The sequence below is a fragment of the Paenibacillus sp. FSL L8-0435 genome (assembly GCF_037965655.1).
GTDB lineage: Bacteria > Bacillota > Bacilli > Paenibacillales > Paenibacillaceae > Paenibacillus.
Window position 1 is genome coordinate 977870 of sequence record NZ_CP150185.1, and the last position, 14509, is coordinate 992378.

General features: G+C 47.5%; 13 protein-coding genes. 8 read left to right on the top strand and 5 right to left on the bottom strand.

Going from position 1 to position 14509, the window contains the following annotated elements:
* Positions 1–326 precede the first annotated feature (326 nt).
* The 4 genes from NST33_RS04465 to NST33_RS04480 all read left to right on the top strand — a co-directional run bounded on the left by NST33_RS04465 (position 327) and on the right by NST33_RS04480 (position 6404).
* Positions 327–3038, top strand: coding sequence for a beta-glucosidase (locus NST33_RS04465; protein WP_221818826.1), 2712 nt, complete (start codon positions 327–329; stop codon positions 3036–3038).
* 146 nt (positions 3039–3184) lie between these two features.
* Positions 3185–4753 carry a glycoside hydrolase family 30 beta sandwich domain-containing protein gene (locus NST33_RS04470; RefSeq protein WP_339308606.1) on the top strand — a complete coding sequence of 523 codons (1569 nt, stop codon included), beginning with the start codon at positions 3185–3187 and terminating at the stop codon, positions 4751–4753.
* Positions 4754–4907: 154 nt separating this feature from the next.
* Positions 4908–5348, top strand: coding sequence for an acetyltransferase (locus NST33_RS04475; protein ID WP_339306924.1), 441 nt, complete (start codon positions 4908–4910; stop codon positions 5346–5348).
* Positions 5349–5417: 69 nt separating this feature from the next.
* Positions 5418–6404 (top strand): WXG100 family type VII secretion target, encoded by a 987-nt coding sequence (locus NST33_RS04480; protein ID WP_339306926.1) that lies wholly within the window; start codon positions 5418–5420, stop codon positions 6402–6404.
* Between the two features lie 167 nt (positions 6405–6571).
* Here NST33_RS04480 and NST33_RS04485 read toward each other — a convergent pair whose 3' ends face one another.
* The 4 genes from NST33_RS04485 to NST33_RS04500 all read right to left on the bottom strand — a co-directional run bounded on the left by NST33_RS04485 (position 6572) and on the right by NST33_RS04500 (position 9593).
* Positions 6572–7360: a formate/nitrite transporter family protein gene (locus NST33_RS04485; protein ID WP_017690511.1), complete on the bottom strand. Its 789-nt coding sequence runs from the start codon at positions 7358–7360 to the stop codon at positions 6572–6574.
* 75 nt (positions 7361–7435) lie between these two features.
* Entirely contained in the window at positions 7436–7954 is a 519-nt protein-coding gene (locus NST33_RS04490; protein ID WP_339306928.1) for a hypothetical protein, read from the bottom strand.
* Positions 7955–7990: 36 nt separating this feature from the next.
* A complete protein-coding gene (locus tag NST33_RS04495; RefSeq protein ID WP_081745826.1) occupies positions 7991–8209 on the bottom strand; it encodes a bacteriocin immunity protein in 219 nt (72 codons plus the stop codon).
* 394 nt (positions 8210–8603) lie between these two features.
* On the bottom strand, positions 8604–9593 hold the full coding sequence (locus NST33_RS04500) for a zinc-binding dehydrogenase (RefSeq protein WP_339306932.1): 990 nt from the start codon (positions 9591–9593) through the stop codon (positions 8604–8606).
* A gap of 181 nt (positions 9594–9774) precedes the next feature.
* On the opposite strand from NST33_RS04500, the gene NST33_RS04505 reads away from it, so the two are divergent.
* Genes NST33_RS04505 through NST33_RS04520 form a run of 4 tightly spaced genes read left to right on the top strand, consistent with a single transcriptional unit; the run spans position 9775 to position 13211 of the window.
* Positions 9775–10635 carry a LysR family transcriptional regulator gene (locus NST33_RS04505; protein ID WP_339306934.1) on the top strand — a complete coding sequence of 287 codons (861 nt, stop codon included), beginning with the start codon at positions 9775–9777 and terminating at the stop codon, positions 10633–10635.
* 48 nt (positions 10636–10683) lie between these two features.
* A complete protein-coding gene (locus NST33_RS04510) occupies positions 10684–11790 on the top strand; it encodes a beta-eliminating lyase-related protein (RefSeq protein WP_339306936.1) in 1107 nt (368 codons plus the stop codon).
* A gap of 31 nt (positions 11791–11821) precedes the next feature.
* Positions 11822–12292, top strand: a complete 471-nt coding sequence (locus NST33_RS04515; RefSeq protein ID WP_339306938.1) for an SMI1/KNR4 family protein — start codon at positions 11822–11824, stop codon at positions 12290–12292.
* Positions 12293–12308: 16 nt separating this feature from the next.
* The gene (locus NST33_RS04520; RefSeq protein WP_339306940.1) at positions 12309–13211 is read left to right on the top strand and encodes a LysR family transcriptional regulator; all 903 of its coding nucleotides are present in this window, start codon (positions 12309–12311) and stop codon (positions 13209–13211) included.
* A gap of 238 nt (positions 13212–13449) precedes the next feature.
* Here the strand turns inward: NST33_RS04520 and NST33_RS04525 are convergent, their stop codons facing one another.
* The gene (locus NST33_RS04525) at positions 13450–14439 is read right to left on the bottom strand and encodes an aldo/keto reductase family protein (protein ID WP_339306942.1); all 990 of its coding nucleotides are present in this window, start codon (positions 14437–14439) and stop codon (positions 13450–13452) included.
* Positions 14440–14509 lie beyond the last annotated feature (70 nt).

Sequence of the window (14509 nt, forward strand, 5' to 3'; positions counted from 1 at the left end):
AAGAATCTGTTCTAAAGTAGTTACGGAAATGTAAATAATTCGTTTTCTTATCTTGTTATCTGAATTTTTGATGTGGTGATTCCAAAGAACTAGGCTTGTTCTTATCGATCATTTACCAAATTTAAGGGGATGTAATTCATGATCATGTCGGCTATCGTTAGGAAGCGAAATCTGCTGACTTGCTTGCAGGCTGCAGTTTCGGAAGCCATGTGCAGGACGACCTGAATGCTTGAAAGACTGGGATCAAGCCAGTTTGCATTCCCTTGTATACATGTATTCAATGTGTGCACAAGAAAAATGATCAAGAGAGAAGGAGAGCTTACAACATGAACAGAAGACTCAATCTGATTTTCCTCAAACGATGGTTTATGTTATTAATCATCGTGGCGGTTGCGGCTATGCCGCTACACGCCTTCGCCGCGGAGGCGGAATCCGGGACTGATCGGCCATGGATGAACACATCTCTATCTGCGGAAGAACGCACCGAGCTGCTGCTCAAGGAGATGACGCTGGAGGAGAAAGTTGGATTCGTAACTGGTAAAGTAAATAACTATTATGGTTTCTATAATGATGGATTGGAGCGCCTCGGCATTCCGGCATTACAGATGGCAGATGGACCTGCAGGGGTACGTGTGGCTAACCCGGATGTGCAGGACAAAAAGTCCACGGCATTGCCTGCACCCATCGCGCTTGCCGCTTCCTGGGATACCAATCTTGCCAAGAAATATGGCGATTTGATCGGTCAGGAAGCACATGATACAACACATAATGTAGTGCTCGGCCCTGGACTGGATATTGCACGTACACCATGGGGTTCCCGGAACTTCGAATCTCTGGGGGAAGATCCGCTACTGGCTTCCGGTATGGGTGCAGCGTATGTGAATGGGATTCAAAGTAATCCGGTTATCGCTACAGCGAAACACTATATCCTGAACAACCAGGAGACGGAACGTTTCACGACCAATGCAACAGCCAGCGAACGTGCCATTCAGGAAGTCTATGCACGTCCGTTCCAGGCGATGGTCGAAAAAGCGGATCTTGGTTCAGCAATGTGTTCATTTAACCAGGTGAACGGTACATATGCTTGTGAGAACAAGGAGATGCTGACCAATGTCCTTCGGGATCAGTTTGGCTTCGAAGGGTTTGTCATGAGTGACTACGGTGCAAACTTCAGCACAGCCAAATCCGCCAATGCGGGTCTGGATCTGGAGACACCGGGAGAGCCTTACGGCAAATGGGGAGACAAATTGCTGGAAGCCGTGAACAATGGCGAAGTCAGCGAGCAAACCATTGATGAGAAGGTTAGACGCATTTTGCTTCAAATGTTCGATAAAGGGCTGTTCGATAACCCTGTAACGAATACACAAATCAATGCCAAGAAAGACGGCAAACAGGCACGTGAAATTGCAGAAGAGAGCATGGTTCTTTTGCAAAACAACGATAATGTGCTGCCGCTGTCCAAGAAAAACGTGAAATCCATCGCTGTCATCGGTCCGGATGCAGATAACGCATCTGCTGCTGGTGGAGGTAGCAGTCTGGTTAATCCGACGTATACCGTAAGTTCACTTCAAGGCATTCGTAACCGTGCCGGTAACGGTGTGGATGTAAAATATGCTGCCGGAACCGATCCTATCTCCGCAGGGGATGCATTTAATGGACCATCCGCCGTACCTTCTACTCTTTTATCACCAGCGGATGCTCAGGAAAGTGAAAGAGACTATGGTACAGATCGTGCGGAATACGGTCTGCGTGCTGAATACTGGACGAATAAAGATATGGAGGGTGACCCATCTCTGGTCCGTACAGATCATCAGGTCAACATGAATCTTGGATTCTACAACTATGAAGGTTTTAACGCACAATCTTCCAAGCTTCCAGTGACACCAACGAAGTTCAATGCCAAGATGTCTGCTCGTTGGACAGGGGCGATCACAGCACCTCAAACAGGTGATTACAAACTGTCTCTGACCAGTCTGGGTTCTGCGAAACTGTATGTGGATGATGAGTTACTCGTAGACAATCAAGGTGAAACATTGAGTACAACAAAGAAAGAAATCACATTCAAAGAAGGCGAGTCCCACAATATTCGAATTGAGTATCGTACGGATTTCCCGGTACAGACTAATCATGATATGGGTGCACAGGTTCGTTTTGGCTGGGAAGCTCCAGAAGACGCTGTGGATATCAAAATGCAAAAAGCAGTTGATCTGGCGAAAAAATCCGATGTTGCCGTCGTGGTAACTCGTACGTATGACAGTGAAGGTTACGTCGACCGTTCCGACCTGGAGCTGCCGAATAACCAGGAGCAGCTGATTCGCAAGGTAGCAGCAGCCAATCCAAAAACGATTGTGGTGCAAATGAGTGGTCGCGCTGTTGAAATGGACTCCTGGCAAAAAGAAGTGCCATCCATCGTTCAGGCTTGGTATGCAGGTCAGGAACAAGGTAATGCAGTGGCACGTGTGCTGTTTGGTGATGTGAATCCATCCGGTAAGTTGCCGGTGACGTTCCCATCAGATGATTCCCAGACCCCGGTATCCACTGCGGAACAATTCCCGGGTGTGAACGGGGTGGGCAACTATTCCGAGGGTATCTTTGTAGGGTATAAAGGATATGACAAAGAAGGCATGACACCGGCGTTTGCCTTTGGACACGGGCTGTCGTATACCGATTTTAATTATCGTAATCTGCATGTGAAAAACACTGGCAAAGGTGATAAGGAAACCGTAGAAGTATCCCTTAACCTGCGTAATACCGGTAAAGTTTCCGGTGCAGAAGTTGTACAGGTCTATGTTGGCAATCTGCCAACCAAAGTCGAGACTCCGAAGAAACAACTTGCTGGTTGGGCGAAGGTTGATCTCAAAGCAGGCAAGCAGCAGCGGGTCAATATTCAACTGGATCGCAGCGCACTGTCCTATTGGGATGAAGCATCACATGAATGGGTAATGCCTAAGGGTAAAGTTCAAGTGTATGTCGGCAGTGCATCGGATGATATTCGTCTGACAGGCAGTGTGAATATCGGAAGCAAGTCTGGTAAATAAAACTGCAATCTGGGAGATTGGAAGGTTGTTATCCCAGTGAATTTATTAGCGTCAAATGCAGTTGGTTCTACTTTATATAGATTAGGAAATTGAGTCGTGGCCTATTGGCCGCGGCTTTTTCCACAATGAAAGGAGAGTGAAGCGTGATGAACATAGGCTGGCGAGAGCATCCCAAACGATGGATGATCCTGTTGATCGCAGCTATTTGTTGTATCGGTATAGGAATCTGGCTTATCTTCAACCGAAGTGAACAACCTGCTCCGCCACCGGTTGTGGACAAACAGAGAACGGCCGAAGTCTGGCTAACCACGGGAGATCAGCAAAATCTGCTTACACCTCAGAAGCCCATTCCAATTTCAGATCACCATGATGCAGACACAGGCTCTCCCGTTTCTTCAACGCAGGAGTCAGACACGTCTTCATCGGATTTCACCATACAGATTGACCCGGACAAGACGTATCAGACCATGGATGGTTTTGGCGCAGCGATGACGGGTTCATCGGCACATCTGATCAACGAGCTCCCAGAGGAACAACAAGAGCAACTGCTGAAGGAACTATTTACAACAGAAGGGCTGAACATGGATATGGTGCGTCATACGATTGGTGCCTCCGATTATTCGGTAGATGAAACAGGTGTGGCTTCGAGTTATACCTATGATGATATCGAGTCCGGCACGGATTATGACATGGAACACTTTTCGATCGAAAAGGATCAGGAAGTCGTGAATATGCTGGAGCGTGTAGCTGGTTTGAAACCGGATCTTAACGTACTGGGCACACCGTGGACGGCCCCGGCCTGGATGAAGTATGGGGAGAAGACCACGAACGGCTGGTATCTGGATTACAACGACCCCCAGGTATACGAAGCGTACGCAAGATATTTTGTGAAATATATCAAAGCTTATCAGACAAAGGGCATTCCCATCTACGGGATCACGTTGCAAAATGAACCGGAGTTCACATCGAATAAATATCCAAGTATGAGTATGGGCGCCGAAGAACAAGCCATGTTCATTCGGGATTATCTTGGCCCTGCGCTACAGGACGCGGGACTGGATACGCAAATCATCGCGTATGATCATAACTGGGATCAGGCGGTCGAATATACCAGCAAGGTGCTCGGTGATGAGCAGGCTGCTGTCTATATCGATGGATCTGCTTTTCACTGTTATGCAGGTGATCCATCTGTCATGTCGGAAGTGCATGAGCGCTTCCCGGATAAAAATATCTATTTTACCGAGTGTAGTGGTGGGGAGTGGAGTCCTGATTTTGGCGAGAATCTGAGCTGGCAGATGTCCAATCTCATCATTGGTGCACCTCGCAACTGGGCGAAGAATGTGCTGCTCTGGAACATCGCACTCGATCCGCAAGGTGGACCCACGAACGGTGGCTGTGAGAACTGTCGTGGGGTTGTGACGATTGACCCGGAGCGTGATGAAATCACGAGAAATGTCGAGTATTATGCGATGGGTCACATCAGCCGTTATGTACGTCCGGGAGCTGTGAGAGTTGATTCCACGCAAGAACAGGGCCAGCTCGAGAACGTAACCTTCTGCAATCCGGATGGAACGTTGGTGCTGGTTGCAGCTAACACGGGTGAGGCAGAAGTTTCCTTTGATGTACTCATAGATGGAGATTCGTTTCGATATATACTGTCTTCCCAATCGGCAGCAACCTTCCGTTGGAAGCCAAAAACGGAGGGAGAACGTTGACTCATGATTGGAAATTATGGGTACAGATTGAATGATGAACATGATAAAATAAACGTAGAGTTATTTCAAATTTGATATATTAAACAAGTCCGATCCCAGGATCGGGCTTTTACATAACCTTTTACTTTTAATAGAGAAGGAGCATACGTCGGACATGTTAGTCGCTGCATATCGGGAACAGGATCATGACAAGTTGGTCGAGATCTGGGAGAGTGCTGTTCGGGCAACCCATACGTTTTTGGAAGAGCATCACATTCAGTTCTACAAAAAAGTGGTGAGTGATGTTTTGCAACAAAGGCAAGTCGAGGTTTGGGAAGTGCTGAATACGGAGCAACAACCCGTGGGTTTTATTGGTGTGGATGATAACTTTATCGAGATGTTATTTGTAGATCCGAGCCAACACGGACAGGGTGTGGGACGTCTGCTAATAAACCATACCTTCAAAATCAAAGGCCGTCACCTCAAGGTGGATGTTAATGAGCAGAATACTGGGGCAGCCCGATTCTATGAAAAGATGGGATTTGTACAAATGGGGCGATCTGAATTGGATAGTTCCGGTAATCCGTTTCCACTGTTGCATCTGGAGATCATATAGGAACAGGTTGAGAGAGAGCGTCATTGGTTGACCACAGGATGTTAATGAACACGCAGAGGAGTGTGCAGGATGACACAGATCAAGGTGACACCGGAACAACTGGAGAAGGTCAGTGGTCAGTTCGCTCGGGCCCATCAGCAATTATCGGGCTTCATGTCCACATTGGACGGCAAGATGAGTGTCATGCGCAGCAACTGGGATGGCATGGAACGGGAACGCTTCTATAACGATTATTCAACGGCTCAAGGCACGATGAAATCTGTTCTGGAACTGGTTCTGTCCATTCAGTCGGAGCTTAAGAAGATTGCCGAGCGTTTCCGCACGACAGATGAAGAGGCAGTGAGCCAGGCAATCATGACGGCGCTGACCGCAGCGCGGGCGCTATCAACCATGGGCAAAAATAAAGGCGATGATCTGGACAAAACGCCAGGTCCACCAAAGAACATGGATGAATGGGATGAGAAAGATGCCGAGAAATACCAGAACTATGAGGAAATGCTGAAGAAAGCCAAAGAGATGGGTGACGAAGAACTGGCGCAGCAGATTCAGGCCAGCATGAACATCATTCGGCTTCAGTATGAAGATGTAATCTATCAGACTGACCCCAATACTGGCAAGACGGTAAAAATTACCGAGGATTCCATCGTAGGTACGTATCAGGTGAAAAGCGACAAGGGCGAAACGACCACCATCAGTCTGGATAAACAGGGCAATGTGGTGGACTATAGCAAGGATACGGAAAAGTATAGGTATTCGGAGCAAACGCACACGACCAGTCAAGGCGAGCATCTCTTTGGCAAAGCAGCACAAACGGCTACAGCCTACGGGATTGGTCTGCTGCTCACAAGCAAGACGGGCTCTGCCTTTACAGAACATGCCACTGGACTTGGTTCTTCGTTCGTTGCGGACAAGTTCCTGTTCTCTGTGCCGGAAGAAGGCGAGACACGTACGATGATCTACCGTACCAATAAGGACACGGGCAAAATGGAAAATATGATCGTGGTCACGCGCGGCGACAACGATATTGAATATACGCCGTGGCGGGATTACTTCTAAGCCACGGATGGGGTTGGCAAGCGGCTTAACCGCGAGCCTGCCCATAGAGAAACACCCCGGCAATCTACTCCCTGAGATGGGAAGGTTGCCGGGGTGTTTTGGATTCTCCTTACCGATCAGCCACGGTCGAAGGACCGAGCTGTAAGGGAATCTTTTTTTGCCAGAGATTAATGTGTCTCTTCATCCAGAAACGGTTTGTTCACCGCATAATACATAAAGCCCATCAGCAGCACACCACCCACCAGATTACCCAAGGTCACGGGAACCAGGTTGTGAAGCACACCTTCAAATGAGATCGTCCCCGGGTGATTCAGCACAAGTGCAATCGCGAACGTACACATATTGGCGATGCTGTGCTCATATCCCGAGATGAAGAAGCAGAACACAAAGAGCATCATGGCAAACATTTTGGCTCCATTCTCCTTCATGAACATTGGGACAAAAAACGCCATACATACAAGCCAGTTACACAGGATGCCCCGGAAAAAGAGCTGCATGGTTGGAACTTCCATCTTATGCTCCACCACGCTTAACAGAAAACCATTCACCTGAGACGAGTCGAACAACCCGGTCAGGTAGATTAACAAGGCAAACACGGCTGCGCCCATCAGGTTACCGCTATAACTTGCAATCCACAGCTTGATCACTTCAAACCAGCGCAGTTTCTTGCGCAGCGCCGCATACGTGTAATAAAACGTATTGCCCGTGAACAGGTCACCCCCGCCGTAGGCGATCAGAATGATGGCCGCGCCAAACGTAATTGCCGCCATCGGATAGGTAAACGGGGACTGCTCCATATAAAAGAAGTTACCTGTCTTAAACGCCACGATGACGCCGAATCCGATAAACATACTGGCCAGCATGGAGCGTGCAAGGTACCTGATTAAGCTTTGTTTGTATATCTTGTGTTTTTTCAAAGCTAGTTGTTCCACGTTGCGTAAAGCTTCCGTTTCCATAATTCTCCTCCAATAGCATGATGTCTTGCTTACCATTATAACGAAATTATGGAAATTGGGGAGATTAAACTTGGTTTATTGATTATTACTTCGTTGATTCGAATGCAGTACCCGCATTGCAGAAGAGCCAAAATCAGGATCGGATTGAAGCGATTCTAGCGCGGATGCTGCGCCATTAACTTGTGGATGTGCAACAAGCATAGCAAAGGCCGCTCCTCTGACTAATATGTAGGCATTACCCTCCAGAACTTCCTGAGCCAATTGGATCTCGGCTTCTGTGACGGGCAGTAGAGCGAGCGTTTGCAAGACGTAATTCTGTACATCCTCATCTTCTTCTGAGTCACGAACAAGTTGTGCGGCAGCATGAAGGATTTCACCCAGAAGAGCAGAGGAGCCTGCCATGCCTAAAGCGCGCCATGCTTCGATACGGATGAGATCCTCTTCATGTGTATCCATGCCAATAGCGAGAACTTGCTGAGTAAGGTGATTATCGGTTAGTTCGATCAGATCACGAAGTGCCTGTAGTTTTTCTCCTCCGCTGATTCCGTTAAAATCAGGGTGTTCATTGTTGTTATTATGATTTAAATCAGACATGTCAGACATATCCTATCGTTCATCTCCTGAAGAATATTAAGATTGGGGTGGAAGAATGATTGGACGTGAAGCCAAGGCTTCTTCCACAATCTGTTCAGGCGTCAGGTCTCGATCATCCCAGAAAATCAGATTACTGATCTCTGCATGTGGAACCTGCTGCTGTAGCTCCGTCAACATGTCATCTAACTCGGCTTCCGTTCCTTCAGAGTCCATCAGCTTGCGAACCAATTCGACCAAATGTAATCTATTGTCCATATCGATACCTCCTGAATGATTCATAGCGTGAACAAACTAGTCTTTCATGGGCTGATTTAATGGATCATATATAATGAGCACCGGAAAAAAATTGGGCTCAAGCATCAGACTAATACCTTGCTCGTCTTGATCAGTATATGAAATGATATAGTTCCCGAAATGAGACACGTAGTTGAAGTCTTGGAATTGAAAGGAATGTTCGGGATACTTTATCTTCACATATAACGTAGTAACTCCGCGGGCTAAGGTTTCTTTTAACATAGGAATTTGGGCCAAAAGCATAATAGCAACAAGAAAAATTAGTATACGTTTAGCTAGACGGGTCAGATGGATTCACCCCATTATCGTAAATCAATTTTCAACAATTCATGAAGGCCCATCTCCAAAATAGATGTCACTCCATAAGGATAGCCAGATTACCAAACTGCTCGCCGTTTTCCATGCGTTCGAATGCTTTTGCTACGTCTTGCAATGGATATACGCCATCAATTACAGGATGTATATCATGTTGCTCCACGAATTGCAGCATCTGGATAAACTCCTCACGGCTACCCATAGAGGTGCCGATCAGACTGATCTGCGGGAAGAAGATAGAGCGAATCGGTAGGGTCAGATCATCCCCCGAGCTTGCACCATACATCACGATACGTCCACTTGGTCTGATTATATCAAAATATTTTGGGAACATGGCTTGTCCGATGCTATCCAGGATGATGTCCACAGGTTCCAGATCGTTCTGCCTACGCCAATCAGCATGACTATCCAGTGCCTGGGCAGCGCCCAAACGCTGAGCTTCATTTCTTTTGGCGTCACTTCTGGAGGTGACGGTCACCTTGGCACCAGCCGCTACCGCCATGAGCAGGGCATAGGTCGCTACACCACCGCCAACGCCGGGAATAAGGACATGTTCACCTTGCTTCAATACGCCGCGAGTGAATAAGGCGCGATAGGCCGTCAGCGCTGAAAGGGACAGCACACCTGCTTCCTCCCAGGATAGGTGGGCTGGCTTAGGCAGGGCATTTGCAGCAGGCAACGTTATATATTGAGCCAGTGTTCCATCCGTAGGGCCACCAACAATATCGGGTACGGTCGGCACTTCAGATGCATGTTCCCAACCGAGTGTAGGATGGATAATGACTTCATTTCCTATCGCGAACCCTCTTACGCTTTCGCCAATCGCTACGACAATACCTGCTCCATCGGAACCGGGAACGAGTGGGATGTCCTGAGGGCCGCGTCCTGCCATGATGAATAGATCCCGATGGTTGATTCCAGCGGATTTTAATTGAATCTGCACTTCCCCGGCTTCTGGTGCCCGAGAGATTGACTCTGTATATTGAAGACCTGCAAGGCCGCTCTGGGCCGAATGGACAATAGCTTTCATGTTCAATATTCCTCCTGTCTGTGTAGCTAGATTTAACTACTGAGCCTCATTGTACAGACGGAGCAGATTCACGTAAAATGAACAAAAATGATTGTCAGTATCATTGAAAATAATAGATAAGCACTTTGCATGAATCGGATGATGCAGAATGCCGATATAACGACGAGCAGGTGATCAGAGTATGGATGCAGGTGATTTGAAAATATTTCAGGCGGTTGCCCGCGAAGGTAGTATCAGTAAAGCTGCGCTCTCACTTAATTATGTGCAGTCCAATGTAACAGCACGGATTAAACAGTTGGAGACCCAACTGCAAGTACCGCTATTTCATCGTTCCAATCGGGGGATGTCGCTTACACCTGCAGGCGAGAACCTGCTTGGGTATGCGGATAGAATATTGGAATTATTATATGAAGCAGAGCAGGCCACACAAGTGGGTAACCCACCAGCGGGGATGCTTCGTCTAGGTGCCATAGAGACAGCAGCTTCTACTTTTCTGACGCCGCTCTTGGCTGAATATACTTCATGCTACCCGGAAGTACAACATTCGCTTGTCACGGGTGGGACCCATGAACTGAACCAGAAGGTCATCCAACATGAATTGCATGGAGCCTTAATATATGGCCCGATTGATCATCCTGAGCTGAACTATATGAAGATGTATGACGAGGAATTGGTGTTGATCGCTGAACCTGGAGCACATGAGATGTACACGTTATTGTCCAGGCCGATGTTGTTTTTTGAGATCGGATGCACACATCGTGATCAGGCGGAATCCTTTTTGAAAGATCAGGGTATCCACACGCTTAACATCATGGAATATGGAACACTGGACACGATTCTGAATGGTGTATCTGCCGGGCTCGGTGTATCATTGCTGCCGCGTTCTTCGGTTACCAAAGCAGAATCAAGAGGTGAGATTGCAGTGTTATCTTTGCCCGATCCTTATTGCCGGTTGGAAGTAGGATTTGTGTATCCCCGTGGTGAACATATATCTAGTGCGCTCAGCGCTTTGGTTGATATTATTACAGAACCAGAACGATAAGAGGTTGTTCATAAAGTCCATTTTTGAACACACACTATAAAGGAGTGAATGACTTTGGAGGATACTACGTTAACATTGGCTGATGCATTTAATCAGGCAGACTTTATTGTAGGTGGTCACGGCAGTCGCCAAGTGAAGGTGCTTCAGAACGTACTGGACCAGATCGATGGGGAGGTGTTCAGTGACCACTACGGCAACGGCCCCCTTATTGAAGAATTTCAGCAACAGATGGCCGACGTTCTTGGCAAGGAATCGGCGGTGTTTTTCCCAAGTGGAACGATGGCACAGCAGATTGCATTACGGATCTGGTGTGACCGCAAAGGTGTAAAACGAGTAGCTTACCACCCTTTGTGTCATCTTGAAATCCATGAGGAAGACGGACTGAAAGAGTTGCATCAGATTGAATCAATTTTACTTGCGGACAAGGATCGTTTGATTCGTTTGCAAGATGTACAGGCGCTCGATCAGGACATTGCCTGTCTGCTGTTGGAACTGCCGCAACGCGAGATTGGTGGGCAATTGCCAGCGTATGAAGAGTTGGAAGCGATCTCGGCCTATTGCCGTGAACGCGGGATTAAGCTGCATCTGGACGGGGCACGCCTGTTTGAGATCACTCCCTATTATCAGAAAACGCCTGCGGAGATCTGCAGTTTGTTTGATACGGTGTATGTGTCCTTTTATAAAGGCATTGGAGGTATTGCGGGGGCTATATTGGCGGGTGATCCGGATGTGATGCAAGAATCGAAAGTATGGAAACGTCGGCACGGCGGAGATCTGATCGGCCTGTATCCGTATATTCTGAGTTCTCAGTATTATTTCAATGAACGGATTGGCAAAATGGAGCTGTATTACGAGCAGGCTCAAGAACTCGCCTTCCTACTGAATGCGTGTCACGGGATACAAACGTTGCCCGAGGTACCTGTATCGAATATGTTCCATGTACATTTTGCGCTCGGTGCTGCCGAAGTTGAACCAATCCTTGTGCAAATGGCTAAGCGGTTTGGCATAGGAATGACTTCATATCTGAACAAAACAAGTGGGAACAGCTGTGCCTTTGAATTGTCTACGGGTGATCGTTATGAGAAAGTTCCTCAGGACAAGCTGCGTGCAGCACTGGAATGGCTGGATCAAGAGTTGCGTAAACAGGTGAGATAACAAGCGGATTCTATGTAAAGGGGGAGTTCAAGTGACGTCGATAGAATTGGAACCGATTCGTGATCTTTTGGTGAAAGCTTACGATACAACAATGGGAGAAGGGTGTACTCCCGAAACGCAAAAGAGCATTGAGGATTTTGAGCAAAAGTATAATGTGAAACTGCCCGCAGCGTATCGCGCACTTTTGCTTGAATTCGGGGCATGTAATTTCGGCGACCCTGCCTTGTATTCGGTGAAAGAACTGAGCTGGGCTTATCCGGATTTTTTGGAAGTATACCGTGAATATGAGAAAGAATACGAGCTGCCAGCTGACCTCCAGCCTTTCCCGATTGGTGGATTTGGTGAAGGAAGTACGGCCATACTGGATCAAAATTCAGGCAAGGTGCTGATGTTGATCCACGATGCAGGGGAAACTCCTCTGCGGGAAATTGCTGTGGACTTTAATGAATTGATGACAATGCTGGCTGAGTCGGCAATCTGGGTTCAGGAACAGATGAATTAACAAGGTAGACGGAAGGATGCGCAACAGACTTATGGATATCCGAAAGTTAAGATACTTTATCACCGTGGCGGAGGAGCTTCATTTTCACCGTGCAGCGGAAAAATTAAATATGACGCAACCACCGCTGAGCCAGCAGATTCAGAATTTAGAGGATGAGCTTGGCGTGAAGTTGTTGGAGCGCACCAGAAAAATGGTTCGTCTCACCCCGGCTGGTGCCGTATTTCTGGAACAGGCCAGACTGATCATGGCCCAGCTCGAACGATCCATTCAGCTTACGCAAAAGGCAGATCAGGGCATCATCGGGCATATAACCATAGCCTTTGTGGATTCGGCTTCGGGGAGCATTATGGTGGATGTTCTTAGGAAATTTCGCGCTGCGTATCCGCAGATTGAATTGACGCTGCGTGAGATGACTTCGTCCCAACAATTGCAGGCACTGGAAGACGGACAGATCCATATTGGATTTTTGAGATATCAGGAAGATACTCGTCATGTCTCGTTCCGCCCCTGCCAGATGGAAACGTTGATTGCTGTATTGCCAGATCATCACCCGAAGGCTTCTCAGACTCAAGTTTCAATTCGAGAACTGGCGGATGAAGATTTTATTTTATTCCCACGGCATCTGGGTTCTCCGTTCCATCGTCTCGTTCTGGATTATTGCAGGGAGCATGGCGTAGATCCTCGAATTACGCAGGAAGCGATCCAAATGTATACGATTGTGAATCTCGTTGCAGCGGGCATGGGCATTTCCATTGTCCCGTCATCGGTGGATGTGTTCCAGCGAAAGGGTGTAGTCTTTCTTCCATTACAAGAAAATCCGCCCTCCGTACCGTTGTATACGGCATGGCGGACGGATATGAATCAGGAAGTAGTGTCCCGCTTTATGAACTTTGTTGATGGGGAATATGAGTTGCGCTAAAGGTTATTTACACTTACACTGCGATGACAGAACAATCTTCCAATCGCTGTTATCCCCAGATTTTTTTCGATCCCTTTTCTCAAGGGGAAAATCTGGTGATAAAGGCGAAGTGTATGCTTCCGAAGTAGCTTTCTTGCAGAAAGCTTTTAGCTCCGCTTTTTCAGGTTTTTTCTGTCCTCTTCGTTCTCGTGTAAATGATTAGTACAACTTAGTATGTTGTGAGTAATGGAAAAAGAAACTATCCCGTCTTGGTTGGATCACGCTCAATCCACGGATTCAGTATTTCATCAATACGAGACATGATCGCAGAGTCCAGTTTCACACCGGAGGCTTTTACATTTTCCAATACCTGCTCCGGCCGGGATGCGCCGATAATGACGGAACTGACATACGACTGTTGTAGAACCCACGCGACAGCGAGTTGAGGAAGAGTTAGATCAATCTCTTTAGCGAGTGGAACAAGCTGTTGCACAGCGGTAAGAACATCTTCACGTAACCACTGACCAGCCAGTTTATTGAAAAAGGGTGCTCCTGCCTCAGCAGCTGCACGTGATCCGGTGGGCAATGCTTCGTTAGGCGGATATTTGCCCGATAATATACCCTGAGCCAGTGGAGACCATGTAATCTGTCCAAGTCCTGCTTGGTCGCTTGCAGGCACCACATCTTGCTCAATCACACGCCATAACATTGAATATTGGGGCTGACTTGCAATGAAGGGGACATGGAGTTCCCGCGCCAAAGCGGCTCCTCTTGCAATCTGATCTGCGTTCCATTCACTTACGCCAATGTAATGGACTTTGCCCTGACGGACCAAATCGGAGAATGCCAGAAACGTCTCTTCCAGCGGAGTGTTGTAATCATAACGGTGAGCGTAATAGACATCAATATAATCCGTCTGTAACCGTTGTAATGAACCATTGCAGGCTTCCATGATGTGTTTACGTGAAAGTCCGCGGTCATTATGACCTGTGCCGGTTGGGTGACAGACTTTGGTACACAGTTCAATACTTTCTCTACGTACATCCTTAAGAGCCTGTCCCAGTACGGCTTCAGCCTTGGTATTGGAGTACACGTCTGCGGTATCAAATGTGGTAATACCTGCATCCAATGCGGTTCGCACACAAGCTTCTGCAATTCCATCCTCGACTTGTGCTCCATGCGTAATCCAGTTGCCGAGTGAAATCTCACTGACGGTTAATCCACTGTTTCCTAATTTGCGATATTCCATTCATGTCGCCTCCCTAAGTCATCTGGACTCCATTGTAACAATGGCAGATTAATAGGTGAAATATCTTTTA